A 25541-nucleotide genomic window follows, 5' to 3' on the forward strand; every position below is an offset into this window, starting at 1 on the left:
GAACAGAATATGCCTGCCTGTCTCAGTCCACCTGCGTGGCTGTACTCAATGGGTAATTAATAGGTCGTTAAAGGGTGTGTTATGACAAAACTGATCGGTTATGTGTTTCTGATCCTGGGCATTGGCTTGTTGCTGATGGGCATCAATCAGCTTGGGTTATATGTGCAAAAGCCGGAAACGTTTCCCATCTACCAGGCGCTGATTAGCCTGCCTGAGTCGGATCGCACTCTGCAGTTACAGCAAGGCTCCATGGTGTTGCCGGTGGGCTTCTTTAAAATAAGCGGCATGCTATCCATTCTGTTGACGGCGTTCCTGTTGGTGTCCGTGGTGCGATTGTTGGTTTCCACCGGCGTAGGCATGATGAAATCCAACACGCAGGATCTTGCTCGTCAGCTTATTGCTGAAATCCGCAAGCAAGGCAAGTCTGACTATGATGGCAGTGACCTGTCATGATGGATGCATTCATCACGTTTGCACGTTATAACCGCAAGATGAATGCACAGATCTATGATGTCTGCGCTCAGCTGGATCAAGGGCAGTTGGAGGCCGATCGGGGGGCTTTCTTTGGTTCTATTTACTGCACCTTGAACCACATTATGATTGCCGACCTGTATTGGCTGCAGCGAGTAACCAAGCAGCCTTCGCCCTTGGTTGACAGTGCGGGGGAGCCGCTGCGGATACAAGCCCTTGATCAGATTTTGTATGAGCAGCTGGCGACCCTGTCCCATTGGCGCAGCATAATAGATGACCGCATCGTGGCCTGTGTGGAGGCTCTGGCACAGGAGTCAGCAGACCTGTCCCGCACATTGGATCATCGCCTGATGGATGGCAGCGTGGTTCAATTTACGTTGAATAAAGCCCTTTGCCACTGGTTCAATCATCAGACCCACCATCGTGGTCAAGTGACCACGATATTAAGCCAATTACATATCGACTTTGGTGTGACGGATCTGTTGCTTATGGAATTGGATTAATCAGCGGGTTGCCAGTTCAATCCCTTCCCATGCTACCTTGGCCAGATGATCTATTTGATCTTCAGTAATAATGTACGGCGGCATGAAGTACACCACATTGCCCAGCGGCCGTAGCAGTGCCTGGTTTTTCAAGCCATGCTCGTAGACGCGCAGGCCACGGCGTTCCTGCCAAGGAAACGGCGTTCTAGTGGTTTTATCCTGCACCATTTCAATGGCCAGTATCATCCCCGTCTGACGCACCTCTGCCACGTTGGGGTGATCAGCGAAATGCGCGGTGGCATCCGCCATTTTCTGAATCAGTTTTTGATTGTTGGCGATGACATTGTCCTGCTCAAAAATATCCAGCGTTGCCAGGGCTGCTGCACAGGCCAGAGGGTTGCCGGTGTAGCTGTGGGAATGCAGAAAGCCGCGCAGAGTATCGTAATCGTCATAGAATCCCTGGTAGATCCGATCATGGGTCAACACGGCGCAGAGGGGCAGATAGCCACCGGTCAAGCCTTTCGACAGGCAAAGGAAGTCCGGTGTGATGCCAGCCTGTTCGCAGGCAAACAGCGTCCCGGTACGGCCGAAACCCACCGCAATTTCATCGGCAATCAGATGCACATTGTAGCGATCGCAGGCTGCTCGCAATTTGGTCAGATAAACCGGGTGGTACATGCGCATGCTGCCTGCACACTGCACCAGGGGCTCTACAATCACCGCGCAGATTTCCTCGTGCTTCTCTGCCAGCAATTGCTCCATGGCTACCGCCTGGCGCAGGCTGTAATCCTCCCAGCTTTCGCCGGGCTCCCGGTTGTAGCAATCGGGGCTGGGGGCCGTGAAGGTCGTCATCAGCAGGGGTTCATAGGTTTTCTTGTAGAGATCCACGTTGCCCACGGCTAATGCAGCCAGGGTTTCACCATGGTAGGAATTACTCAGGGTCACGAACTTGGTTTTACGGGTGTTGCCCTGGTTGAGCCAGAAGTGAAAGCTCATTTTCAGCGCGACTTCTATGCCGGAGGAGCCGTTGTCGGCATAAAAGCAACGGTTCAGCCCCTCAGGTGTGATCGCCACCAGCCGTTCTGATAGTTCGATCACCGGCTCATGACTGAAACCGGCAAGAATCACGTGTTCAAGGTTGTCCAGCTGATGCTTGATGCGATCATTGATGCGTGGATTGGCGTGTCCGAACAGGTTCACCCACCATGAACTCACCACATCCATATAGCGATTGCCCTCAAAATCCTCCAGCCAGATGCCTTCACCTTTTTTAATGGGGATGATGGGCAGGGTTTCATGATCCTTCATCTGTGTGCAAGGGTGCCACAATACTTGAAGATCTCGCTGCATAAGGCTGTTATTCAATGACATTTTGTTACCGGACAGGCGGAGGGTGAGGGCATTAGGGTAAGCACATGATGTGCTTTGCGCAAGCTCTGCCTTGCGAATGCCTGCAGAAGCCATAGCCCTTCCCCATAACGTGGCTCATCTATTGCAGCGCGATCCCTGCGTCGTCACAAAGTGCGCTATGCGACTCTTGCTGTGATTTATTCAAATGTATTCTTTTTAGGGGACTCAAGATGAGTGGAAACCAAGCTCGCCTTAACGCCATTGCTGGCATTACCAATCGTAAACCAGTGGATGTCGAGATGCCGCTGCCACTGAACAAGATCTGGGCAGATGATGTGTTTAATCTGGCTACCATGGAAGAATGCCTGTCGAAAAGCGCGTTCAAAGCCATGAAGAAAACGGTTCACACCGGAGCCGAGCTGGATCCGGGCACGGCGGATATTGTCGCTGCCGCCATGAAAGACTGGGCGATGTCGAAGGGCGTAAAGTTCTTCTCCCACATCTTCTATCCCATGACCAACGCCACTGCAGAAAAGCATGACGGCTTTATCGTCACCAATTCCGATGGCGGGGCCATCACTGAATTTACCGGCAGCCTGCTGATCAAGGGCGAACCCGATGGGTCTTCGTTCCCCAATGGCAGTCTGCGTATGACCAATGCCGCCCGTGGCTATACGGCTTGGGATCCCACCAGCCCGGCCTACGTCATGCATACGGATAACGGCGCTACGTTGATGATTCCCAGCGTATTTTTGTCCTGGACCGGGGAAGCCCTGGACAAAAAGATCCCGCTGATGCGCTCCAACGCCGCCATGAACATAGCGGCGAAAAAAGTCTTATCCCTGATGGGTGAAACCGAGATCGCCACCGTCAGTTCCAGCTGTGGTGCCGAGCAGGAATACTTTCTGATCGACGCCGGTCTGGCCGCTGCCAGGCCGGATCTGTTGTTGGCGGGCCGCTCATTGTTCGGCGCGTCACCCGCAAAGGGCCAGCAGTTTGATGACCAATACTTTGGTGCCATCCCTGAACGGGTCCAAGTGTTCATGCAGGCACTGGAAGACAAGCTGTATCGCTTAGGCATTCCGGCCAAAACCCACCACAACGAAGTGGCGCCCGGACAGTTTGAGATCGCCCCCTATTATGAGAGCGCCAACGTGGCATCGGATCACCAGCAGATGTTGATGACCCTGCTGAAGATCACCGCTAAACAGCATGGCTTCGTCTGCCTGCTGCACGAAAAGCCCTTTGCCGGAGTCAATGGTTCGGGCAAGCATGTCAATTGGTCGGTGGGCAATGCCACCCAGGGGAACCTGCTTGATCCCGGCAAAACCCCGAACGACAACCTCAACTTTCTGCTGTTTTGTGGTGCAGTAATCCGTGGTGTGCATCTCTACGGTCCATTATTGCGGGCTGTTATCGCATCGGCTTCCAACGATCACCGCCTGGGAGCCAACGAGGCACCACCGGCCATTCTTTCGGTGTATCTGGGGGACCAGCTGGAAAAACTGTTCATGGACATTAAGGAAGGCACCATTGGCGAGCTGCTCAGTGGCGGAATGATGGACATCGGGCTGGCGGAAATCCTCAAGTTCGAGCGGGATCCCGGCGACCGTAACCGTACCTCGCCCTTCGCCTTCACTGGCAACCGCTTTGAGTTCCGCGCGGTGGGTTCTTCAGCGTCGGTTTCTGGTCCCTTGATCGCCATGAACACCATGTTGGCCGACTCGCTGGATTGGATTGCCGACAGGTTGGCTCCGGCTCTGGCGAGCAGCGCAAGCCCGGCCGAAGCCGTGTTCAGTGTGCTGCAGGAGCTCATGTCCGAGCACAGCAATGTGATTTTTGGTGGCGACGGCTACTCCAGTGAGTGGCATCGTGCTGCCGTGGAAGAGCGTGGCCTGCAAAACATCCCCACCACCGCTGACGCCTTGCCTGCCCTATTAAGCCCGGAGGTGCAGGGCCTGTTCGAGCGCACAGGCGTACTGTCACCAAAAGAGGTGAACAGCCGCTACGAAGTCTACGCCGAACAATACATTCTCTCTATCGAGGTGGAAGCCAAGCTGGTAGTGGATATGGTCACCACCATGATCTACCCCGCAGCCATGGCCTATCTTTCTACCCTGACCTCAACACTGGTGGCCGCTCAGTCTCTATCTATATCTCTGGATACGGGTATTGCCAGCTCGATAGCGGAAACCGCCAATGCCATGATGACGGCCGTGAGCACCCTCTCCGGCGCCCTGGCTTCCCATGACTTTGATTCCACCGAAGCCCATATGAAGTTCTGTGCCGACACCTTGTGCGGCATGATGCTGGCTGTCCGTGCCGAAGCCGACAAGCTGGAATCCTTGGTGGATGACCAGTTGTGGCCCCTGCCCAAATATCAGGAAATGTTGTTCATGCGCTAGCAATTGCACGGAGCGGAGTCAACAAAGGCTTTACGGTGGTGCCCATAGCACAGCCGTAAAGCCTTTCTGTTAGCTAGTGTGCCATTTTAATAATGACTTTTTAATCAGAGGGTTGGGGTGGCTTCAGTCGAATTTCTGATCAGCTCTACCAGCCAGCGCCATGCCGGTGTATTCCGTCTTGCTGACCCGCCACAGCAAACCGACCTGACAAAATCAGCAACAAAAAGTAGCCCTTTCTACTTCAAAAGCACTTTTCAGGCCACAGGTTTCATATAGAATGCTCGATCGACCCGGCAGCCTCCTTGATTTGTACAAGATTCTGGTATGCGCTTTACTAAACGCTGGGATTAACAATGATCAGAGGAGACGTAACTGGTGGAACATAAAGTTGAAATTGAAGATTATTACACTCCCGAAGTGTTTCAGCGTCTGAAGGCGCTTGCTGATACCAAGGATACTCCGTTTGTCGTAATCGACACGGAATCCATTCGAAATCAGTATGATGAGTTGGTGACCAATTTTCCAAAAGCCAGCATTTATTATGCGGTTAAAGCCAACCCGGCCAACGAAATTCTGGCACTGCTGGCGGAGAAAGGCTCCAGTTTCGATATCGCCTCCACCTATGAGCTTGATAAAGTGATGGCCCATGGGGTATCGCCTGATCGCATCAGTTTTGGCAATACCATCAAGAAAAGCAAAGATGTGCGTTACTTCTACGAGAAAGGCGTGCGCCTGTTCTCGACCGACTCGGAAGCGGATCTGCGCAACATCGCAAAGGCAGCGCCGGGCTCCAAGATCTACGTGCGAATCCTGACTGAAGGTGCTCAAACCGCCGATTGGCCTTTGTCGCGCAAGTTTGGCTGCCAGCTGGATATGGCGCTGGATCTGTTGATCATGGCGCGGGATCTGGGGTTGATTCCCTATGGCATTTCATTCCACGTAGGATCGCAGCAGCATGATATCGGCTCTTGGGATGCGGCCATCGGTAAGGCCAAAATCGTCTTTGAACGTTTAAAGAAAGAAGACGGCATTGTTCTGAAAATGATCAATATGGGCGGTGGCTTTCCAGCCAATTACCTAAAGAAAACCCACGATCTGGCCACCTACGCGCAAGAGATCAATCGTTTTCTGGAAGAAGACTTTGCTGAAGACATGCCTGAGATCATTCTGGAGCCAGGCCGTTCTCTGGTGGGTAATGCCGGTATCCTGGTGAGTGAAGTGGTGCTGATCTCCAAAAAATCCAGAACCGGGTTGAATCGCTGGATATTCACCGATGTGGGTAAATTCAGCGGCCTGGCCGAAACCATGGACGAATCCATCAAGTATCCGATCTATGTGGAGAAGAATGGTGAGTTGGAGGAAGCGGTTATTGCAGGCCCCACCTGTGACAGCGTGGACATCATGTATGAGAACTACAAGTATGGCTTGCCGCTCAACCTGGCCATCGGTGATCGTATGTACTGGATTTCAACAGGCGCCTATACCACCAGTTATTCCTCCGTTGAGTTCAATGGTTTCCCGCCGTTGAAAAGTTACTTCGTTTAGTAGTCTTGCCTGTTTATTCACTCCGGGTTCGTTGTCAGGGCCTGGAGTGGATGCCCTGAATCGTTTGCGATTGTTTGCACTTCTTTGTGCATGGAGCCTCTGTGGTTGATCTGCTGAATCTGTTCTTGCTCATATTGGCCAGCGCCATTTTTGCCATGTCGGAAATTGCCGTGGCGGCTGCACGCAAAATCAAACTAATGGTGATGGCAGAGGAAGGCAGCACCAAAGCTGCGGATATTTTGGCATTGCAGGAAAACCCCGGCGCGTTTTTCGCCATGATTCAGATCGGGTTGAATGCGATCGCCATCATGGGCGGCATTTTAGGGGAGGCGGCCCTGACCCCTTATATCGAAGAGTTGATTCAAACGGTCTATCAAGGCCCGTTGCTGGAAAAGATCAGCTTTCCGATTTCGTTTCTTATCATAACGTCCTTATTCATCCTGTTTGCAGATCTGTTGCCAAAACGCCTGGCGATGATCATGCCGGAGAGCATTGCCATAAAGGTGATCACCCCAATGCGTTGGGTCACGGTGGCGTTGACGCCGCTGGTGCTGTTTTTTAATGGCATTACCAATGCGGTATTACGTTCACTCAAACTGCCGATTGCACAGAAGGAGGTGGTGACCACCGAAGATATCGTGGCCACCATTGGCGCAGGCCTGGATTCTGGTTCTGTGCAACCGCAGGAACTTCAGATCATTGAAAACGTGTTTGAACTTGAACAGCGCACGCTGTCCAGTGCGATGGTTCCCCGCGATAGTATTGTTTACTTCGATGTGGCAGACGAAAGTGCCGATATCAGTCAGGCCATTATCGATCACCCTCACAATACCTTTTTAGTCTGTGATGGCGGCTTGGATAAACTGATCGGGCTTATCGATTCCAAAGAGATATTGATAACCGTGTTAAAGGGCGAGTCGGCCAGGGTTTCCCCTGACGTGATCAATAAAAATGTGTTCTACCTACCCGAAACCCTGTCGTTGGCGGATGCGTTAAATGCATTTAAAACCAAGCCGCAGCAATTGGCGGTGGTGGTGAACGAATATGCGCTGATTGTCGGCGTGGTGACGGTAAAGGATCTTTTGAGCGGGTTTATGGGTGAGTTGATCACGCCCGCCGGTAAAGAGCTGATAGTGAAGCGTGATCAGGATTCATGGATTGTGGATGGCATGACGCCGGTTGGCGATGTGGCCCGTCACCTGGATATGGATGCTTTCCCGGATAAAAATCAGTATGACACGATAGCCGGTTTTATTATCTTCAAACTCAAAAAGCTGCCCAAGTTAACCGACCACGTGGTGTATTCCGGTTATAAATTTGAAGTGATTGACTTGGAGGGTGTGAGGATTGCCCAGGTGTTGGTTACCAAGGTTAACTCTGCGCTGGGCTAAGGGGTTCCAGCAGCAGGCTCCAATAGGAACCCGCTGCTGGCCGGTTAACTGGCGAACTGTTCTAATGCGTCCAACAATTCTTGAGTTTTAGCTTCCATCAATGGGATGTCGCCCCGTGATTCCACGTTCAGGCGTACCAGCGGTTCGGTATTGGATCGTCGCAGATTAAAGCGCCAGTTCCCCATGTCCATGCTGAGGCCATCCACTTTACTGATTTGTTTGGCTTGCGCACGGTAAGTTTCTTCAACTGCGGCAATAGCGGCGGCTGAATCGTTGATGGTGCGATTGATCTCACCGCTGGCCGGGAAGGTAGCAATGCGCTCATCCACCAGTTGGGACAGGGTCTTGCCAGTTTGCGAGAGCAGGGACGACACCATCAGCCATGGGATCATACCGGAGTCGCAGTAAGCAAAGTCACGGAAGTAATGGTGTGCGCTCATCTCGCCGCCATAGATGGCGTCTTCCTGCCGCATGCGTGCCTTGATAAAGGCATGGCCAGTTTTGCTTTCTACTGCAATGCCTCCGGCCTGTTCCACCAATTCAACGGTGTTCCAGGTGAGGCGAGGATCGTGAATAATGCGCGCGCCTTTTTCTTTCTGCAGGAACAGTTCTGCCAGCATGCCGACTATGTAATAGCCTTCAATAAAGCGGCCCTTTTCATCAAATAGAAAACAGCGATCGAAATCCCCATCCCAGGCGATACCGAAATCAGCTTTATGCTCCAGCAGAGTTTGCTCGGTAATTTTGCGGTTTTCGGGTAGCAGAGGGTTGGGTACGCCTTGCGGAAAATTGCCGTCCGGTTGATGCAGAACCTTGATGAACTGGAAGGGCAAGTGTGGTTCCAGTGCATCAATTACGATGCCGGCTCCACCATTGCCTGCGTTCACTACCACTTTGTAGTTGTTCAGCTGGCCGATATCCACGTAACCCAGCAGGTGTTGCACATAATCGGTCGTGATATCCAGAGGCTGCACTGAGCCTGGCTGGGGGGCGTCGGTGAATTCACCGGGTACGGCGGCTTTGATCTCCAGCAGACCGTTGTCGGAGCTGATGGGGCGAGAGCCTGGGCCCACCAGTTTCATGCCGTTATAGTCTTTGGGGTTGTGGCTGGCGGTGACAGCGATGCCTCCATCGAGTTCATAGAAAAAGGTGGCGAAGTAGACTTGCTCGGTTCCGCTCAGGCCAATGTCGTATACGTCAGCACCGGCAGCAGTAAGCCCTTTGCGCAGTGCTGCCGCAAGGCTGGGGCTGGAAAGCCGAATGTCATAGCCGACAGCCACTTTTTTGGCACCGGTCACCGCTACATAGGCGCGGCCAATGCGTTCGACGATGTCTGCATTGAGTTGGTCGGGAACGCGACCACGGATGTCGTATGCCTTGAATGCTTCCAGATTCATAGTGAACTCTCTTCGGCCAAAATCAGATGGGTAATGGCCGAAGAGTATACCGTGGATTGTTTACAAATTCAGGTTGTTCCAGATGGCAAGGGTAGGCTCGGACTGGTTCATGGTATAAAAATGGATGCCGGGAGCACCCATTGCCAGCAGTTCCTCGCACAGACTGGTGACGATTTCTTCGCCCAGCTGTTTGATGGATTGCTCATCACCACGAAACGCTTCCATCCGCATGCGAATGAAGCGTGGGATCTCTGCGCCACACATGCTGGAAAAGCGCATCAGGTTGTCGTAGTTGATGATGGGCATGATGCCGGGGTAGATCGGCAGGTCCAGCCCCATCTTTTCGCAGCTGTCGACAAAGAACTTATAGGCGTCGACGTTGAAAAAGTACTGGGTGATGGCGCTGTCAGCACCGGCTTCTACTTTGGTTTTGAAAGCTTGCAAGTCGGCATCCATGGATTTGGCCTGTGGATGCATTTCTGGATAGGCTGCCACTTCCAGATGAAAATGATCACCGGTCTGCTCGCGAATAAACCCCACCAGATCGCTGGCGTATTTCAGTTCGCCTAATGAGGCGCCCATGCCAGAGGGCAAGTCGCCCCGCAAGGTGACGATGCGGTTAATGCCGTTGCTCTTATATTGGCCGAGCAGTTCCGCCAGTTGTGCCTTGGTGTCGCCTACGCAGGACAAGTGCGGGGCGGCGTCGATGCCGGTTTTGGCTTTGACATTCATGACGGTGTCAAAGGTACGGTCGCGGGTGGAGCCGCCAGCACCGTAGGTAACAGAGAAGAAGCTCGGCTTTTTCTCTGCCAGTTTTTGTTGTACGCCGTTAAGTTTTTCTACCCCGGCATCGGTTTTAGGGGGAAAGAACTCAAAGCTGAAACGCTTTTCGTATTGTTTTTGAGAATCCATATTATGGCCTTTGCTGCTTCAACGGCGGCGGCTTGTGGCCACCGCCGTGCAGGGTTTAGTACTTGTAGCTGTCTGGCTTATAGGGGCCGTCAACGGGTACGTTGATGTATTTGGCTTGGGCGTCGGTCATGCGGGTAATGACACCGCCAAATCCGCGTACCATCTCGGCTGCTACTTCTTCGTCCAGCTTTTTCGGTAACACTTCAACGTACAGGTTGGACTGTTTTTCAGCAGCAGGCAGGTCAGCAAATTTACGTTCCCACAGATAGATCTGCGCCAACACCTGGTTAGCGAAAGAGCCGTCCATGATGCGAGAAGGGTGGCCAGTGGCGTTACCCAGGTTCACCAAGCGACCTTCAGATAGCAGGATCAGGTGATCGTTGTTGTCGGCGTTACGCACGATCTTGTGTACCTGCGGTTTTACTTCCTGCCATTCCCAGTTTTTACGCATGAAGGCGGTATCGATTTCGCTGTCGAAGTGGCCGATGTTGCAGACCACGGCACCGCTTTTCAGGGCCTTCAGCATGTTGGCATCGCACACGTTGACGTTACCGGTGGTGGTAACCACCAGATCGGTTTTGCCCAACAGATCGGTATCGATGCTGGCTTCGGTGCCGTCGTTGATGCCGTTTTTGAAAGGTGAAACTACTTCATAGCCATCCATGCAGGCTTGCATGGCGCAGATAGGGTCGATTTCAGTAACACGAACAATCATGCCTTCCTGACGCAGGGATGCAGCAGAACCTTTGCCCACATCACCGTAACCGATGACCAGCGCTTTCTTGCCGGACAGCAGGTGGTCGGTACCGCGCTTGATGGCGTCGTTCAGACTGTGACGGCAACCGTACTTGTTGTCGTTCTTGGACTTGGTCACCGCATCGTTAACGTTGATAGCAGGGACTTTTAGCGTGCCCGCTTCGAGCATCTCCAGCAGACGATGCACGCCGGTGGTGGTTTCTTCTGAAATGCCGTGGATGCTGTCCAGCATGTGCGGGTATTTTTCGTGCAGGATCTGGGTCAGGTCACCGCCGTCGTCCAGAATCATGTTGGCGTCCCATTCTTTGTCGCCTTGCAGAACGGTTTGCTCGATGCACCACCAGAACTCTTCTTCGGTTTCACCTTTCCAGGCGAACACAGGAATACCCGCGGCTGCGATGGCAGCGGCAGCGTGATCCTGGGTGGAGAAAATGTTGCACGATGACCAGCGCACTTCCGCACCTAGTTCGATCAGGGTTTCGATCAGCACGGCGGTTTGAATCGTCATGTGGATACAGCCCATGATCTTGGCGCCTTTCAGGGGCTGATCGGCTTTGTACTTGGTGCGCAGTGCCATCAGGGCGGGCATTTCGCCTTCGGCGATCTCGATTTCACGACGGCCCCAGTCGGCCAGAGAAATGTCAGCTACTTTGTAATCGGTAAAATTGTTTTCCAGTACGGCATTCATAATGTTTGCCTCTTCCTTTTGGGTGAATTAGAGGTTGGCAGCAGCGCGCAGGGCGTCGGCTTTATCGGTGTTTTCCCAGGTGAAGCCCTGTTCTTCGCGACCGAAGTGGCCGTAGGCGGCAGTGGCGCGATAGATGGGGCGACGCAGATCCAGCATTTCGATTACGCCCCGTGGACGCAGGTCAAAGTTTTCACGGACCAGTGCTGCGATCTGTTCTTCGCTTACCTTGTTGGTGCCGAAGGTGTTGATGGAGATGGAGGTAGGCTCGGCCACGCCGATGGCGTAGGACACCTGGATCTCACACTTGTCGGCCAAGCCTGCGGCAACCACGTTCTTGGCAACATAGCGGCCAGCGTAGGCAGCGGAGCGATCCACTTTGGATGGATCTTTTCCAGAGAACGCACCACCACCGTGACGTGCAGCGCCGCCGTAGGTGTCTACGATGATTTTACGACCGGTCAGGCCGCAGTCACCTACGGGGCCACCGATGATGAACTGGCCGGTGGGGTTGATGTGGTATTTGGTGCCTTTGTGCAGCCATTCTGCTGGCAGAACGTGTTTGACCACTTCTTCCATGATGGCTTCTTGCAGGTCTGCCAGCTTGATGTCTTCGTCGTGCTGGGTGGACAGCACCACGGCTTCTACCGCGACTGGTTTGCCGTTTTCATAGCGCAGGGTTACCTGGCTTTTGGCATCGGGGCGCAACCAGGGCAGGATGCTGTTTTTGCGCAGGTATGCCTGACGCTGCACCAGTCGGTGGCTGTAGTGGATGGCGGCGGGCATCAGTACGTCGGTTTCGTTGGTGGCGTAACCGAACATCAAGCCCTGGTCACCGGCGCCCAGATCTTTCTGTTCGCCTTCGTCTACGCCCATGGCGATGTCGGCTGACTGTTTGCCGATGGCGTTCAACACGGCACAAGATGCACCATCAAAACCTACGTCAGAGCTGTTGTAGCCAATGTCCAGAATCACATTGCGCACGATGTCTTCCAGATCCACGTAAGTATTGGTGCGCACTTCACCGGCGATGATGGCCATACCGGTCTTTACCATGGTTTCTACGGCAACACGGGCGTGGGGATCGTCTTTGATGATCGCATCCAGAACGGCGTCTGAAATCTGGTCGGCCATTTTATCGGGATGGCCTTCGGAAACAGACTCGGAGGTGAAGATGGAGTATTCGCTCATTGCACTGGGTTCCTTTCTAACGAAGTTGGCAAAGTTAAGGAGTTGTTTAATTTATTCCGGTTTATCAAAACGTCTTACCTGTATCTGGAAGCCGTTGCGCAGCCCCACATACAAACTTTCGGTGCTTTCCAATCCGGCATCTTGCGCCCAATCGGTTAATTCTTCGGGGTCAAACCCCAGCCACAAATCGCCGCAGCTCTGTTTGGCCCAATCCTGATCGTGACGACACAGGTCGGCAACGATCAGGGCTCCGCCGGGTTGCAGCAATTGGGCGCAGTCTTCAAACACGTCCGCTGGTGACGGTACATGGTGCAGCACCATGTTGCAGATAATGCGATCGACCTTGATGCCCTGTTTGATGGCGGCCTCGGTATCCGCTTGCAGCAGGGTGACATTATCCAGTTGTTGTTGCTGGCGTAGGGCATCGGCTTTCTCGAGCATCTCTCGCGAGATGTCGATGGCGGTAACCTGATGGAACAAACCTGCCAGTGTTGCCAAGAATGCACCTTCGCCGGGGCCAATTTCCAGCGCCTGTTGCCCCTTATGCGGATTCGTTTGAAGCAGCAGGTCTTTTACGCTGTCAGCGTATTGATCGAACAGGGCAATCAGCTCTTGCTGCTCGCGGAACTGCTCCGCGTGGCGATCAAAAAACTCGCGGGCGGCTTCTTCTCGCCCCTGTTTAATGCCTTCGATACGCTGGCGAGTGTCATCGCTTATGGCTATCTGGTCTATGGCGCAAAACAGAGCGTTCAGTAGTTGGCCTTGGGGCTGATTCTGATCGGGCAGCATGCGTCGATAGAAGATGGAGTTGCCTTCGCGCCGGGTGGTGACGGCACCGGCCTTGGCCAGCACTTTCAGGTGGTGGCTCATGGCAGGCTGCTTGGTGTCGAAAATGTCACACAGCTCCAGCACGCCAAACGAGTCCGTCTTCAGGGCTCGCAGCACCTCCAAACGCAACGGATCACCGGTTCCCTTGCATAATTGGGCCAGGGAATTCAGGTGATCAGCGGTGACAGGGGGCAGGCTAGCGTTCATGGGGGAGAAGTCTAGCAGCGTTTAAAACCTATATCAAAATATTTCGATATAGGTTTTAGGGTTTGTCCAGGTTTGGGTTTAGTAGTCTTCCTGGCTGCCCCTGCGCCATTTCTTCAGCTTGGCGCTCAAGCCGTGAAAGAACTTGTGCTTGCTGTTGGCGGCTTCGCTGGTGAGGAAGTTGATTTGAATGGACTGGCGTTTGCCTTCGAAGGAAGGGTAGCCGTGCCAGCCGTGATCGGTGACTTTGAAGGCCATGAGGGTGCCGGGGCCGGGGACGATCTCGTCGGCGTAATCTTCCATGTCATCGGCGCTGCGCAGCACTCGTAATTTACCGGTGGGGGCACTCCATTCCTCATTTAGATAGATGAGGATGGTGAGCACCTTGGTTTTGGAGTCGGTGTGGATGCGGCCGTCTTTTTTGCGGGAATGGCCCCGCAGGGTGATCATCATCGGCAGATCCATGATGTCCACCTCGAACTTGTCGCACAGTATGCGGCGGAACTCCGGGGTATCCAGTGATTTGAGGAATTTGTCGAATTCTGGGCCGATCTTGACGTCATCAAGATTGTAACTGCCGCCATCGTGTATTTTTGGGAAATCGGCGATAACGGCTTTCACGGCGGCATCGGAAATGGATCTTTCCACGGTGAAGTAAGGATACGGCTGGCTGTTGAGGCTGGCGTTTTGCAGAGCTTCGAGGTTGAGAATGTTGGTCATAATTTGATCCGAAAGCGGTTGGCTCAGTTGGCTTCTTGTCTGGGCAAAAGTATAGGGAGTTTGGCAGGCGTGAAAAAGCGATATTCATCCATTGATTGACCTGGGTAAAAGCTTTAGCGTTTGCGGCTGAAACTGAATCAGATGGAGGGTTCCATGCAGGCTCTTGTGCAGAGTTGCCTTAGCGGGCGGATGAATCGGGTCAATTATGTGGCGGTGACGGTGGTTGCCCTGTATCTGTTGCCGTTATTGCTGGGGGCGTTGTTTTTGGGTCTGGGGTTGCCGATCTATATGGGGTTTGGTTCCGGTGGCAAAAGTTTGATCAGTTTGATGGGCTTTTGGTATCTCCAGATTCCGATATTTGCCTGGGCTACGCTGCTGCGGGTGCAGGATCTGGGCTGGCCGCGATGGGCTGCGGCCTTGTTGTGGCTGCCCTTGGTTAATTTTGTGATCTGGTTCTGGCCGGGGCAGGCGGGATCAAACCGGTGGGGAGAGCAACCCGCCAGTGCAGGTTGGCCCGGGCGAGTGATCTGTTTTGGCGCGCCACTGTGGGTGATGCTGTCTTATGGGGTGGTGTTGCTGGTGTTAGTGCGGATTCATTAGTGGAGTAGAATAACAGGCTAGTCCTACATTAAATTATGGCATTTTGTGTCAGGATGCTGAGACACCTTCTGCAGGTGTTAACGCTTATGTTTCTAAGGTCGCAAGTATGTTAAATGTTCTATTTCTATTCGTAGGTATAGTCTTGCTTACCTGTGGTGGTGAAGCATTGATTCGTGGCTCGCTAGCTGCTGCAAACCGTCTGGGTGTGTCACCTTTGTTAAGCGGCTTGGTTATCGTGGGCTTTGGCACTTCGGCTCCGGAGTTGGTGGTTTCTGTTAATGCTGCACTAGAGGGGCGGCCAGATATAGCTATTGGCAATGTCGTCGGTAGCAATATCAGTAATATTCTGTTGATTCTGGGTGTTTGCGCGGTGATTACGCCAATGGCAGTCAAACCGCTGGTATTAAAACGAGATGCTGCCACGGTGGTGCTTGCAAGCATTCTGTTTCCAGTTTTGGTTGGGGGAAGTGCCCTCGGGCGTGCCGATGCGGCGATCTTTCTTGTTGCCTTAATAGCGTACTTGATTTGGGCTTATTGGAGTGAGCGTTTCCATGATGCGCCGTCCGGTGAGCTGCACCAAGCGGAAGCAGGCGAAATTTCTGCTGCGCCGGATTCGACATTATGGATTGTGGTTGCCGTAGTTTTTGGTTTGGTGCTGTTGGTTGGTGGATCACAAGTTCTGTTGATGGGGGCAATTGGCATTGCAGAATATCTTGATGTGCCAGAGGCCGTCATTGGCCTGACACTGGTGGCGGTGGGTACATCGCTTCCTGAATTATCTATATCGGTGATTGCTGCCATTCGACGGCACGCTGATGTCGCGATTGGAAATATACTTGGAAGTAATATTTTCAATTTGCTTGGCATTCTGGGGGTGTCGTCACTTCTTCAGCCACTTCCGGTTCATGCAAGAATCCTGCAGTTTGATCAATGGGTAATGCTCGGAACGTCTTTGCTCTTGCTGTTGTTTCTGTGCACGGGAAATCGCCTGACCCGGCTTGAGGGCGGGATGCTGTTGGGTGGCTACGGTATGTATGTTTGGTTGAGTTTTACGGTATTCAATAGCTAGAATTCAAAAGCCTCATCATCACGAAAAGCCCAGTCGCTTCAGTTCGATAAGCAGGTTGCTGCGGCCTTCGGATTCCACGTAGTTGAAAAAGGTTTCTGCGATCAGCGATTGGGGTTTGTCTTTCAGCCACACGAAGTACCAGTTGGTTTCGATGGGCAGCTGTTTTACGTTTAATACCGCCAGCCCGCTTTTGCCGCCGAAGGCGAGGGTGTGAGCCGAGAGAATGGACACTCCCAGCTCGGACATGACGGCGTGTTTGATGGCTTCGTTGCTTTCGATGGTCATGTTGGAGCGCAGTTGTACTTTCTCGCCTTTTAAAAATTCTTCAATGGCATAGCGGGTGCCTGACCCGGCTTCTCGCATCAGCAGTTTTTCGGCAAAGAGTTCGGTGAGATTGATGTTTTTTTTGCGGCTCAGTCGATGCTTGCTGGCGCTGATGGCAACCAGTGGATTGGGTAGAAAGTCCAGGGTCTCGAAGCGGCTGTCTGCCGGGGGGTGGCTGAATACGTAGAAGTCGTCGCTGCCTTCGTAGAGGCGATCGATGATTTGTTGGCGGTTGCCTACTTTGAACTGGATGTCGACGTTGGGGTGGCGTTTACAGAACGGGCCCAGCAGGTGGGGGATGAAGTATTTGGAGGTGGTGACCACCGCCAGTTTGAGCGTTCCAGCTTTCATGCCGCGCAAGTCCGCCAGTTTCATGTCCAGCCGTTGGAAGCTGTTCATGACCTCGCGGGCGGTGTGTATCAGCGCCAATCCAGAGTCGGTAAAAATCAGGCGGCGCCCGACGGTGTGGTAGAGGGGGGTGTCGATGCCGTCGGCCAGCTTTTTCAGCTGCATGGATACCGTGGGTTGAGTGAGGTGAAGTGTTTCTGAGGCGGCGGTGATGCTGCCTGCTTCGTACACGGCCAGTAGGATTTCCAGTTGGCGCAGGGTGCCGATATGGGCGTGTAGTCGATTATTCATGGGTATCTCTGCATAGATAAATATCTATGTATTAGATCAAAACTATCTATTTTTATCTATCTATGATTTTAGGCATGATGGCGCCATCAAATTCATGAGGGAGCTTAAGGTCATGTCTACACGATCGTTTATTTTCTGTTTGGCGGTGAGCTTGGTGGTGATTGCGCTGGCGGCTACGGTGATGGTGCTGTTTGCGGCTCAAAGCTCTACCGGCTGGTCGCTGCTGTTGGTGGGGGTGTTGATCGCAGGCATCGCCAGTGTGCAGGCCGGTGTTGCTGGTAAGTGGGCGACTGTGCCTGTGCAGGGTGTGAAGCAGTCATGACGCTGGACATTGTGGTAGCGTTTTTTGTTCTGGGTGCGGTGGGCCGTCTGCTAAAGGCGGATCTGGTGTTCCCGGCCGGGTTGCACCAATCGCTGACGGTGTTTTTGATGTTGGCGATTGGTTTGAAAGGCGGTGAGGCCCTGGCCCAGCACGGCTCAGCCGAGTTGTTGCTGCAGGGCGTTGGGGTCGTGCTGATGGGGGTTGTTCTCACCCTGCTGGCGTTCCCGTTGCTGCGTTGGTTTGGTGAGTTTTCGCGCTTGGATGCGGCGTCCATCGCGGCCCATTACGGGTCTGTCAGTGTGGGCACTTATGCGGTTGCGGTGGCGTTTCTGGAGACGAGGGGGATTGAGTATGAAGCCTACTTCCCCTTGTTCGTGGCGTTGCTGGAGGTGCCTGCCATTGTGGTCGGGATATTGTTGGCAAAAGGTTCCGCCGAGAGCTTTCGTTGGCGGCCGGTTCTGGCCGAGATCTCACGCAGTCAGGGGTTGTTTTTGATGGTGGGCGGCTTGCTGGTGGGCGCGCTGGCGGCGGATCAGGTGGGCGCCATCGGGCCATTGTTCAAAGATCTATTCAAGGGTGTGCTGGCGTTGTTTCTGCTGGATATGGGTGTGTTGGCTGCAAGCCGATTCGCTGATCTGAAAACCCACGGTGCGTTTGTGGTGGCGTTCGGCGTGGCCGTGCCGCTGCTGGGTGCGGCTTTGGGCGGTGTGCTGGGGGGTGTTATGCAGTTGTCGGCCGGTGGTGTGGTGATGCTGGCGGTGCTGGGTGCTAGTTCTTCTTACATCGCGGTGCCTGCTGCCATGCGCTCGGCCTTGCCCGATGCCAATCATGGCCTGGCCATCACGGCATCTCTGGGTGTCACCTTTCCGTTTAATGTGATGATCGGCATACCTTTATACTGTGCCTTCATCCTTTGGTTTATGTCTTAAGTGGAGTCAATCATGTCTAATCCAATTGTCAGTATCATTATGGGCTCTCGTTCCGACTGGCCTACCTTGCAAGAAGCAGCTCAGGTGCTTGATGGGCTGGAGGTCGCCTATGAAACTCGGGTGGTGTCGGCCCATCGCACACCCAAGCGTTTGTATCGTTTTGCGGAGGAGGCACCGGAAAGAGGGATTCGTCTGATCATCGCGGGGGCCGGGGGCGCGGCCCATTTGCCGGGAATGGTGGCCGCCATGACCTGGTTGCCGGTGGTTGCTGTGCCGGTATCCAGTAAGCAGCTCAACGGCCTGGACAGTCTGCTTTCCATTGTGCAGATGCCCCGTGGTGTGGCGGTGGCCACGCAGGCGATCGGTGGTGCCGGGGCCTACAATGCGGGCGTGCTGGCTGCTCAGATATTGTCGTTGCAGGATGCGGCGTTGCAGGCGCGTTTCCAGCACTGGCGCAGTGAATTGTCTGCGGCGGTTTCGGAGGACGTGGAGTAATGCAGGGGGCTCATGTAGATCATATCGCTATAATCGGGTGTGGTCAGTTGGCGCGGATGATGGCGCTGGAGGGATTGCCTTTGGGTATCTCGTTCAGCTTCGTGGCTCAGGCTGAAGAATCCACTCGGGCCGTGGCTGGGTTGGGAGCAGTGTGTGAGTGGGCGCCTGGTATGGACAGCGCTGCGCTCTACGCTGCATTGGGTCGGCCGGATGTGGTGACGGTGGAAAAGGAGCAAGTGGACACCGGGATGCTGCGTGGGCTTGAGGCATTTTGTCAGGTGCTTCCGAATGGAGAAGCGCTGTATCAGTGTCAGAACCGGCTGCGGCAGAAGGCGTTGCTGGAGGCGGTGGGGCTGCCTTGCACACCCTATATGCCGTTGGCTGTAGAGCAGGATTTGCGCCTGGCCGTGCAGCGCTTTGGTTTGCCCTTGGTCATCAAGCACACTGAGCACGGCTATGATGGCAAGAGCCAGTGGCTGTTGCGCAGTGATGAAGACTGTGATCAGTGGGTGGCTAAATATATGGTTGCCAGGGATGTTTCAGGCTGCTGGCTGGTGGAGCGCTGTATGCCTTTTGATCGTGAGCTATCGTTTCTTGCGGTGCGAGGCCGTGATGGCAGCGTTCGATTCTACCCGCCCACCCAGAACCAGCACCGTCATTCCGTGTTGATCAGCTCGCTGGCACCGGCGCCGGACATTTCGGAGGCGTTGCGCACGGAAGGGCAAGATGGCTTGGGGCGCTTGCTGTCGGCCACTGATTATGTGGGTGTGATGGCTATGGAGTGTTTTGATGTGGGGGGGCAGCTGTGGGTGAACGAGCTGGCTCCGCGTGTACATAACAGTGGTCACTGGACTCAGCGGGCATCGCTTACATCGCAGTTTGAAAATCACCTGCGTGCCATTGCAGGCTGGCCTTTGGGCAGCACTGAGCTGGAGGGTGGCGCGGCCATGCTGAACCTGCTGGGGGTGCCGCTGGATCAAGCTGCCATGCTCCGCGATGGCGGGTGTCTCAATTGGTACAATAAGGAGGTTCGGCCCGGTCGCAAGGTAGGCCATATCAACATTCACGACAGTAACCCTCAGGCCGCACATGCACGACTTTCACGGTTGCAGGAAGCCATTTACGGATCAATTTGAACGGCTTGGGGTTGATCGGCTAAACCGTTGATCGGGATCAATATGAGGTGGTTGTGGGGGTAGGACCCAATATCCCCTTCTAAGACAAGGAATTAGTCGCCTTAACTCATTTTGGGTAGACATTTCTGGTCGATTTGTAGTCAATTATTTGAAGGGAGCGGCTGTAACGTTGGTGTAATGGAGGCCGTTTGGTGGTAGTTTACACCCATTTTGTGAACCACCTCTAAAACGAGCATTCAGAGCATGTCAAAGGAAACGGCTATGGCCGCTACACCCCATGTTTCAGGCAGTCACCCAGTGGCGTTGGCCCAAGGGCCCGGCTGGATCAACTGGATCAAGATTGCGGGGCTGGTTTATCTGCTTCTTATCTCGGTATCGCTTATCGGCGACGGTTTTAAGCTTGCCGCCGGTGAGCATGCCAAGGAACTGTTCGCGTTTGCCAGCAACCCCATTGCCGGGTTGGTGGTGGGTACGGTGGCCACCGCCCTGATTCAGTCCTCAAGTACTGTTACGTCCATCATTGTCGGCCTGGTTGCAGGTGGTATGCCGGTAGCCATTGCTATTCCCATGGTGATGGGAGCCAATATCGGCACCACCATCACCAACACCATCGTCAGCCTGGGCCATGTGCGCCGTGGTGATGAGTTTCGCCGGGCCTTTTCTGCCGCCACAATCCACGATTTCTTCAATGTAATGTGTGTCGTGATATTCCTTCCCATCGAAATCATGTTCGGGGTGTTAGAGAAAGCCGGGGCATGGCTGTCGGGTTTGTTGGTGGGCACAGAATCCATGTCCATGAAGGGAATGAATTTTATCAAACCCATCGTTAAGCCCCCAATCAAGTTTATTGAAGGCAGTTTGGGTGGGTTTCCTGACGGGGTGTCGGGTACCCTGATGGTGCTGTTGGGCGTGATGGCGATTTTTGTCGTGATCACATTGATCGGTAAGTTATTGAAAGCGCTGATGGTTGGGCGCGCTAAGGATATTCTGCACTCTGCTGTGGGCCGTGGCCCAGTGTCGGGTGTTGCATCCGGCACCATCGTTACCGTATTGGTGCAGTCCAGCTCCACCACCACCAGCCTCGTGGTGCCGCTTGCGGGCAGTGGCGTGTTCTCGTTACGTCAGGTGTATCCGTTTACCTTAGGCGCCAACATTGGCACCTGTATTACTGCGTTGTTGGCGGCCACCGCGGTGACCGGTGAATACGCTGTTTTTGCTGTGCAAATCGCACTGGTGCATTTGCTCTACAATGTAATGGGTGTGTTGGTTATTTACGGCATTCCCTTTTTGCGGGAGCTGCCCATAAAAGGTGCGGAAAAAATTGCAGATATTGCTGTCAAAAACAAGTTGGTGGCGTTGGCCTACATTACCTGTGTGTTTTTTGTCATTCCGCTTTTGTTAATTGGGGTCAGTAATTTATTGACCGCCTGATGTGGTTGTCGGGGATCTGTATATGAACGTGAAAAGACAGGAACTGGAACGCAAAATCGAACAGATGGAAGCCGCTCTGGGTGAGCTGAAACTGCAGTTAAGCCAAGCGGTGGCAGAAGAGCAGCATGAATCCATTGATCACCTGGATGAGCATCTGCAGGAGCTGGATCATCGCTGGGAAAATATTCGTGAATTCTGGCCCATCGTGGTGAAGGAATTCCGCGAGCGTTTTGTCAAAAAGTAAGCATCAGCAGTACTTCGCAGCATCCAGCATTTCAAATATTCCTTTCTTCTAAAGCGATAGGCAACACAGAGCAGTGTTGCCTAATAGTTAACCTTGTGTCTGTCGGTAGATTTTACAAGTTCTGCGTTAGCGGTTTCGGCTGTGGCGCTAAGGCAATGAAAATATTTGCGAATTTTTTTTGGCGCAGGTTTTGCGTGACGAGCCAGGAGTCTCGCGTGAAGCTGTAGCGGATGGAACTTGTGAAATGGATTATTACGAGGACATTTTGATGAAAATCACATACCGCGCATTGTCTGCAGCCCTGTTGTTGGGTGCGGCGGGCGTAGCGCATTCTGCAATCATCATCGACAACAATACCGGCGGACTCTACAACAACGGTATTGGCGATTTATCTCTTTATTACGATGCCAGTCAATTCCCCGGGCCAAACAGCAGCGAGGGTGATCCAACGGCAAATCCGCTGGCGGAACCAACGTTCTTTACTCCTGAGTTCGGTGCGGATTGGCTCAATGGCGATTACACCGGAGGAACCTGGGCAAGTTCACTCAATATTCCTAATAACTGGGCAGTGAACAGCGAAGTGGCCATTGTTTATGACTTCGATTTACTGGAGTTGACGGATATTCACATCGATTTTGGTGTGGATAACGGCATATACGTGTGGCTGGATGGCACGTACGTATTTGGTGCAATGGCCCCTGGTGGAGCCAGCATCAATGAGTACGATCTGGATCTGACTGCATTGTCGGCGGGCAGTCATAGCCTGCAGATACTGTTGGAGGATCACGGCGGGGCTACCGGTTATCAGATCGCGGTGGACGCGGTTACCAGTACGGCCGTTGTGCCAGTGCCTGAGCCGGGCTCAATGGCATTGATTGGTCTGGGCCTGTTGGGGTTGATGGGCTCGCGCCGCCTGCGCCGCTGAAGGTGTGGACGGGATGCTGTGAAGGCATCCCGTCAGAACCTTAGAACTCGTAACGCCCCCCCAGGGATATCTGGTTACTTTCTATGTCATCGAACTCTGCAGTGCCGCGATAACTGAAATAAGCAGATGCGCCACCGGCCATGACGGCGACGGCACTGACTTCATATTGGTAAAACAGAGAGTCTTCCCCTTCTGTTAGCAACGTGAAATCCCCGGCACCACTGCCATCGTCGATAAAATGAAATTCTACGGGGCGGTAATCTTTACTGGATTGGCTGTTGGCGCTTAGATTCAGCGACGGCACTAACACCCCCCAAGAGCAACTGAAGGCATAGCTGGTGTCCAGGCCAAGCCCTGTGTTCCACTGAGCCATGTCCTGATCTCCGGCTTCAACTGCCCAACCCATGCCTCCGGTTTCGCGGAACCCATCGATCTGGGCACGCAGGTAATCCAGGCGCAGATAGGGGCGCAGGTTCCAACTGTTTTTCGACCAGTTCCAATCCAGTTGCGTGCTGATGCTGGCGACCTGGGTGTCGGTGTTGGCGTTGGTTGCTGTGTCGAATCCGCTGTATTGAATATTGCGGGTGATGTCCTGATCTGCCTGCAGGTAGCTCAACTGCAAATCCACGTTGATGAACGCGCCCATATAGGATGCGTAACCGATCAGGTTATACAGGCTGGCATCCAGAGTACCAGCTGTTTCGTTATAGGTTACGTCCTGCTCGCTCCAGGCCAGTGCCAACCCCAGAATCCAGCTTTGATTGAGGCGGTAGTCGCTACCCAGTGTGATGCTGCTGGTTTCGGTGTCGTAAGGATCTTCCAGGTCATCGCCACCGAAGTCCGTTTCGTCGTACTGTACTGATGCGAATCCACTCCAGGGGCTGATGCCTTCGCCGGCGTTGCCACCGGTGACATTGAGCAGACTGAATTCGCCCTCGTTCAGGGTGATTTCCGGTGCGGCGTGTTTGCGTCGGCGATTAATTTGCTGGCGATACACAAGGTCGGTGTGCTGGCGACTGACATCGGAAGTCAGGCGGCGCAGGGATAATATTTCGTCTGGGGTGATCTGGCTGATCATGCCCTGAAGCGCGCTGGGGTTGGTGTTGGCAGCGTCGTTCAGTTCATCGCAACGGGCTTGCAGATTGCTGCTGATGGCGTTGTCGCCACTGCACAGGCTAGTGAGCGCCGATGCAACCCGTTGACGGTTACGGCCGGATACCAAGGGGTTGGCTGATGCGGCTTGTTCTGATGTTGTGATCTCGATAGTGGCACCGTCGCTTGATATGCGTGATATGCCACCTTCGCCTTCCGAATCGACAACATACTCCTCAAGCACGTAGTACATGCTGTCGGTGCCAAGATAGTCTTCATCCGGGGTGTAGACGAAATTTCCACTTTCGTTCAATGTGGCGCTGCCATTGGCAAGATCGTCGACGCACACACTTACAATCACGAAGTCTTCTGTTTGTGATTCATCGAAGGGATCTGCTGGCTGGCCGTTGGAATCGTAGAAATCGTTGCTGTATTGGTTGATCTCGACGAACACCTGGCCAAATTGACCCATAACCTCGTTTAATCTGTCATTTTGCAGGATGCTGGCGACACTGAAAGACTGGCTTTGGTTGATGACGCCGCTGAATGTGTCGGCGACAGCCACAACCTCAGCCTGTACTTCACTGGCAATTGCAGCGGCAAGTGTTAGCACCGCAAAAGGTGCAATCCTTGAATTCATTTTATCATTCCTTAATGTTACGAAACGGCGAATGCATCGTCGGGGCGATCCTACCAGCTCCATTTGTTTCGTTTAAAGTAGATGCCGTCACTATTTCGCGTAGATTTGTTATGCTCTGTAACAATGCAGCAACAACAAAACTTTACTAGGGGATACACCTTGAGCAAAACCATTCTGATGGCCTGGGAGCTGGGCAATGAAATCGGGCATCTGTCGCAGTTTGCAGAAATGGCTGCCGTGTTCAAAACCCAAGGGCATCGTGTGGTCATTGCACTGCGGGACTTGTCCCGAACACACTTTTTTTTCAAGCAGCAGGGCCTTCCGATTATACAAGCGCCGGTATGGTTGTATCCGGTGCAGATGCAGCGACCGGTGTTCTGCATGGCGGATATATTGATGACCAAAGGTTATCTGTATCACACCACATTGCAGAATTTGGTTGAGGCCTGGCAAGCCTTGCTGGATTTGGTGCAACCGGATTTAGTCGTGTCTGAATACGCGCCGACGTTACGGCTCGCGTTGCGGGGCGGCACGACACCGGATGTCATTATGGGAGCCGGTTTTGCCGAGCCTGCTGCGGGGCAGCCCATGTTGGATATGCGGCCCAGGCCTGAAGCGGATGGTGTCGTGCAAGCTCAAGAGCGCAATTTGTTGCTCACTATTAATCAGGTGCTGGATGCGTTGGGAAAACCCCCGTTGGATCGCTACTCTGATCTGTTTCAGCCTGACTTAATGGTGATGAAAACCCTGCCTGAACTGGACATTTATCAGCGTGATGCAACGGCCCATTACTGCTTGCCGGTATCGCGTTCACGCCGTCCTGCGGCGCAGTGGTTGGATCGGCCGGGTAAAAAAGTGTTTGTCTACGGACTGCCGGAGCATTCACAGTGGTCCGTGCTGATAGATGCATTAAAAGCTTGCAACGCCAACGTATTTTTGTACTCCCCAGGGGATCGGCGTCAGCGTGTTAAGGCCCATGACGAGGGTTCGTTCCGTTTGGGGGTGGATGTGGTGAATGTGCCGGAATCATTGCGCCAGGCCGACTTGTTTGTGTGTCATGGTGATATGCACAACCTGGTGCAGGCTGCCTGTGTTGGCGTGCCGGTGTTGTCATTGCCGATGAACTTGGAGCAGCTTCTGAACAGCCTCAACTATCAAGCCCTGAGTGCGGGGGTGTGTCTGCAGAAGGTTGCTTCGGTGGCGGCGGGTGTGCAGATCATCAATCAGATGCTGGCAGACGATGGCCTGACTGCTGCAGCGCAGCGGCTGGCGGAGCGGGCAGGGGATTTCGATCAGATCGATGCGATCGAACAAGTGGTGGAGCGCTGTCTGGGGTTGCTGCCTTAATGCTATACTGC

General features: G+C 53.6%; 24 protein-coding genes. 15 read left to right on the plus strand and 9 right to left on the minus strand.

Annotated elements, in window-relative coordinates:
- Positions 1-81: 81 nt before the first annotated feature.
- Positions 82-453 carry a hypothetical protein gene (locus tag Kalk_RS13025; protein ID WP_101894663.1) on the plus strand — a complete coding sequence of 124 codons (372 nt, stop codon included), beginning with the start codon at positions 82-84 and terminating at the stop codon, positions 451-453.
- On the plus strand, positions 450-974 hold the full coding sequence (locus tag Kalk_RS13030; RefSeq protein ID WP_101894664.1) for a DinB family protein: 525 nt from the start codon (positions 450-452) through the stop codon (positions 972-974). Before Kalk_RS13025 ends, Kalk_RS13030 begins: the two co-directional genes overlap by 4 nt.
- Here Kalk_RS13030 and Kalk_RS13035 read toward each other — a convergent pair whose 3' ends face one another.
- On the minus strand, positions 975-2324 hold the full coding sequence (locus tag Kalk_RS13035) for an adenosylmethionine--8-amino-7-oxononanoate transaminase (RefSeq protein ID WP_101896315.1): 1350 nt from the start codon (positions 2322-2324) through the stop codon (positions 975-977).
- A 209-nt stretch (positions 2325-2533) separates the two neighbouring features.
- Between Kalk_RS13035 and Kalk_RS13040 the strand changes: the two genes are divergently transcribed.
- From Kalk_RS13040 to Kalk_RS13050, 3 genes are all read left to right on the plus strand, one after another.
- Complete coding sequence (locus tag Kalk_RS13040) at positions 2534-4708, plus strand: glutamine synthetase III family protein (RefSeq protein ID WP_101894665.1); 2175 nt, start codon at positions 2534-2536, stop codon at positions 4706-4708.
- Positions 4709-5083: 375 nt separating this feature from the next.
- Complete coding sequence (locus Kalk_RS13045) at positions 5084-6253, plus strand: type III PLP-dependent enzyme (protein ID WP_101894666.1); 1170 nt, start codon at positions 5084-5086, stop codon at positions 6251-6253.
- Between the two features lie 101 nt (positions 6254-6354).
- Entirely contained in the window at positions 6355-7644 is a 1290-nt protein-coding gene (locus Kalk_RS13050) for a hemolysin family protein (RefSeq protein ID WP_101894667.1), read from the plus strand.
- A gap of 44 nt (positions 7645-7688) precedes the next feature.
- Here Kalk_RS13050 and Kalk_RS13055 read toward each other — a convergent pair whose 3' ends face one another.
- From Kalk_RS13055 to Kalk_RS13080, 6 genes are all read right to left on the minus strand, one after another.
- Positions 7689-9041: a phosphohexomutase domain-containing protein gene (locus tag Kalk_RS13055; protein ID WP_101894668.1), complete on the minus strand. Its 1353-nt coding sequence runs from the start codon at positions 9039-9041 to the stop codon at positions 7689-7691.
- Positions 9042-9101: 60 nt separating this feature from the next.
- Positions 9102-9953 (minus strand): methylenetetrahydrofolate reductase [NAD(P)H], encoded by an 852-nt coding sequence (gene metF / locus Kalk_RS13060; protein ID WP_101894669.1) that lies wholly within the window; start codon positions 9951-9953, stop codon positions 9102-9104.
- A 55-nt stretch (positions 9954-10008) separates the two neighbouring features.
- Positions 10009-11397 carry an adenosylhomocysteinase gene (gene ahcY / locus Kalk_RS13065; protein WP_101894670.1) on the minus strand — a complete coding sequence of 463 codons (1389 nt, stop codon included), beginning with the start codon at positions 11395-11397 and terminating at the stop codon, positions 10009-10011.
- 27 nt (positions 11398-11424) lie between these two features.
- Positions 11425-12585, minus strand: a complete 1161-nt coding sequence (metK, locus tag Kalk_RS13070) for a methionine adenosyltransferase (RefSeq protein WP_101894671.1) — start codon at positions 12583-12585, stop codon at positions 11425-11427.
- A gap of 51 nt (positions 12586-12636) precedes the next feature.
- The gene (locus tag Kalk_RS13075) at positions 12637-13620 is read right to left on the minus strand and encodes a metalloregulator ArsR/SmtB family transcription factor (protein WP_101894672.1); all 984 of its coding nucleotides are present in this window, start codon (positions 13618-13620) and stop codon (positions 12637-12639) included.
- A gap of 78 nt (positions 13621-13698) precedes the next feature.
- Positions 13699-14337, minus strand: a complete 639-nt coding sequence (locus Kalk_RS13080) for a 2OG-Fe(II) oxygenase (protein WP_101894673.1) — start codon at positions 14335-14337, stop codon at positions 13699-13701.
- Positions 14338-14490: 153 nt separating this feature from the next.
- Between Kalk_RS13080 and Kalk_RS13085 the strand changes: the two genes are divergently transcribed.
- Together Kalk_RS13085 and Kalk_RS13090 are read left to right on the plus strand one after the other, a co-directional pair.
- Entirely contained in the window at positions 14491-14937 is a 447-nt protein-coding gene (locus Kalk_RS13085) for a DUF805 domain-containing protein (protein ID WP_158643480.1), read from the plus strand.
- 43 nt (positions 14938-14980) lie between these two features.
- Positions 14981-16006, plus strand: coding sequence for a calcium/sodium antiporter (locus tag Kalk_RS13090; protein ID WP_324772032.1), 1026 nt, complete (start codon positions 14981-14983; stop codon positions 16004-16006).
- An 18-nt stretch (positions 16007-16024) separates the two neighbouring features.
- On the opposite strand, the gene Kalk_RS13095 is transcribed toward Kalk_RS13090, so the two are convergent.
- A complete protein-coding gene (locus Kalk_RS13095) occupies positions 16025-16969 on the minus strand; it encodes a LysR family transcriptional regulator (RefSeq protein ID WP_101894676.1) in 945 nt (314 codons plus the stop codon).
- Between the two features lie 112 nt (positions 16970-17081).
- Between Kalk_RS13095 and Kalk_RS13100 the strand changes: the two genes are divergently transcribed.
- From Kalk_RS13100 to Kalk_RS13130, 7 genes are all read left to right on the plus strand, one after another.
- Positions 17082-17291, plus strand: coding sequence for a hypothetical protein (locus Kalk_RS13100; protein ID WP_101894677.1), 210 nt, complete (start codon positions 17082-17084; stop codon positions 17289-17291).
- Entirely contained in the window at positions 17288-18220 is a 933-nt protein-coding gene (locus Kalk_RS13105; RefSeq protein WP_101894678.1) for a sodium-dependent bicarbonate transport family permease, read from the plus strand. The genes Kalk_RS13100 and Kalk_RS13105 overlap by 4 nt, the downstream gene beginning before the upstream one ends.
- 12 nt (positions 18221-18232) lie before the next feature.
- Entirely contained in the window at positions 18233-18715 is a 483-nt protein-coding gene (gene purE, locus Kalk_RS13110; protein ID WP_101894679.1) for a 5-(carboxyamino)imidazole ribonucleotide mutase, read from the plus strand.
- Positions 18715-19851, plus strand: a complete 1137-nt coding sequence (locus Kalk_RS13115; protein ID WP_101894680.1) for a 5-(carboxyamino)imidazole ribonucleotide synthase — start codon at positions 18715-18717, stop codon at positions 19849-19851. The genes purE and Kalk_RS13115 overlap by 1 nt, the downstream gene beginning before the upstream one ends.
- A 243-nt stretch (positions 19852-20094) precedes the next feature.
- Positions 20095-21282 carry a Na/Pi symporter gene (locus Kalk_RS13120; protein WP_233716639.1) on the plus strand — a complete coding sequence of 396 codons (1188 nt, stop codon included), beginning with the start codon at positions 20095-20097 and terminating at the stop codon, positions 21280-21282.
- A gap of 22 nt (positions 21283-21304) precedes the next feature.
- A complete protein-coding gene (locus Kalk_RS13125; protein WP_101894682.1) occupies positions 21305-21526 on the plus strand; it encodes a hypothetical protein in 222 nt (73 codons plus the stop codon).
- A 268-nt stretch (positions 21527-21794) separates the two neighbouring features.
- The gene (locus tag Kalk_RS13130) at positions 21795-22451 is read left to right on the plus strand and encodes a PEP-CTERM sorting domain-containing protein (protein WP_158643481.1); all 657 of its coding nucleotides are present in this window, start codon (positions 21795-21797) and stop codon (positions 22449-22451) included.
- 40 nt (positions 22452-22491) lie between these two features.
- On the opposite strand, the gene Kalk_RS13135 is transcribed toward Kalk_RS13130, so the two are convergent.
- Positions 22492-24183: an autotransporter domain-containing protein gene (locus Kalk_RS13135; protein WP_158643482.1), complete on the minus strand. Its 1692-nt coding sequence runs from the start codon at positions 24181-24183 to the stop codon at positions 22492-22494.
- A 159-nt stretch (positions 24184-24342) separates the two neighbouring features.
- On the opposite strand from Kalk_RS13135, the gene Kalk_RS13140 reads away from it, so the two are divergent.
- Positions 24343-25530: a glycosyltransferase gene (locus Kalk_RS13140; protein WP_101894685.1), complete on the plus strand. Its 1188-nt coding sequence runs from the start codon at positions 24343-24345 to the stop codon at positions 25528-25530.
- The last annotated feature ends 11 nt before the right edge of the window (positions 25531-25541 follow it).

Source organism: Ketobacter alkanivorans (assembly GCF_002863865.1).
In the GTDB taxonomy this organism is placed as follows: domain Bacteria; phylum Pseudomonadota; class Gammaproteobacteria; order Pseudomonadales; family Ketobacteraceae; genus Ketobacter; species Ketobacter alkanivorans.

Excerpts from the sequence above, each read along its gene's own strand:
- Kalk_RS13025 (WP_101894663.1), top strand. The coding sequence starts at position 82 with ATGACAAAACTGATCGGTTATGTGTTTCTGATCCTGGGCATTGGCTTG.
- Kalk_RS13030 (WP_101894664.1), top strand. The coding sequence starts at position 450 with ATGATGGATGCATTCATCACGTTTGCACGTTATAACCGCAAGATGAAT.
- Kalk_RS13035 (WP_101896315.1), bottom strand. The coding sequence starts at position 2,324 with ATGTCATTGAATAACAGCCTTATGCAGCGAGATCTTCAAGTATTGTGG.
- Kalk_RS13040 (WP_101894665.1), top strand. The coding sequence starts at position 2,534 with ATGAGTGGAAACCAAGCTCGCCTTAACGCCATTGCTGGCATTACCAAT.
- Kalk_RS13055 (WP_101894668.1), bottom strand. The coding sequence starts at position 9,041 with ATGAATCTGGAAGCATTCAAGGCATACGACATCCGTGGTCGCGTTCCC.
- metF (WP_101894669.1), bottom strand. The coding sequence starts at position 9,953 with ATGGATTCTCAAAAACAATACGAAAAGCGTTTCAGCTTTGAGTTCTTT.
- ahcY (WP_101894670.1), bottom strand. The coding sequence starts at position 11,397 with ATGAATGCCGTACTGGAAAACAATTTTACCGATTACAAAGTAGCTGAC.
- metK (WP_101894671.1), bottom strand. The coding sequence starts at position 12,585 with ATGAGCGAATACTCCATCTTCACCTCCGAGTCTGTTTCCGAAGGCCAT.
- Kalk_RS13075 (WP_101894672.1), bottom strand. The coding sequence starts at position 13,620 with ATGAACGCTAGCCTGCCCCCTGTCACCGCTGATCACCTGAATTCCCTG.
- Kalk_RS13080 (WP_101894673.1), bottom strand. The coding sequence starts at position 14,337 with ATGACCAACATTCTCAACCTCGAAGCTCTGCAAAACGCCAGCCTCAAC.
- Kalk_RS13085 (WP_158643480.1), top strand. The coding sequence starts at position 14,491 with ATGCAGGCTCTTGTGCAGAGTTGCCTTAGCGGGCGGATGAATCGGGTC.
- Kalk_RS13095 (WP_101894676.1), bottom strand. The coding sequence starts at position 16,969 with ATGAATAATCGACTACACGCCCATATCGGCACCCTGCGCCAACTGGAA.
- Kalk_RS13100 (WP_101894677.1), top strand. The coding sequence starts at position 17,082 with ATGTCTACACGATCGTTTATTTTCTGTTTGGCGGTGAGCTTGGTGGTG.
- Kalk_RS13105 (WP_101894678.1), top strand. The coding sequence starts at position 17,288 with ATGACGCTGGACATTGTGGTAGCGTTTTTTGTTCTGGGTGCGGTGGGC.
- purE (WP_101894679.1), top strand. The coding sequence starts at position 18,233 with ATGTCTAATCCAATTGTCAGTATCATTATGGGCTCTCGTTCCGACTGG.
- Kalk_RS13115 (WP_101894680.1), top strand. The coding sequence starts at position 18,715 with ATGCAGGGGGCTCATGTAGATCATATCGCTATAATCGGGTGTGGTCAG.
- Kalk_RS13120 (WP_233716639.1), top strand. The coding sequence starts at position 20,095 with ATGTCAAAGGAAACGGCTATGGCCGCTACACCCCATGTTTCAGGCAGT.
- Kalk_RS13125 (WP_101894682.1), top strand. The coding sequence starts at position 21,305 with ATGAACGTGAAAAGACAGGAACTGGAACGCAAAATCGAACAGATGGAA.
- Kalk_RS13130 (WP_158643481.1), top strand. The coding sequence starts at position 21,795 with ATGAAAATCACATACCGCGCATTGTCTGCAGCCCTGTTGTTGGGTGCG.
- Kalk_RS13135 (WP_158643482.1), bottom strand. The coding sequence starts at position 24,183 with ATGAATTCAAGGATTGCACCTTTTGCGGTGCTAACACTTGCCGCTGCA.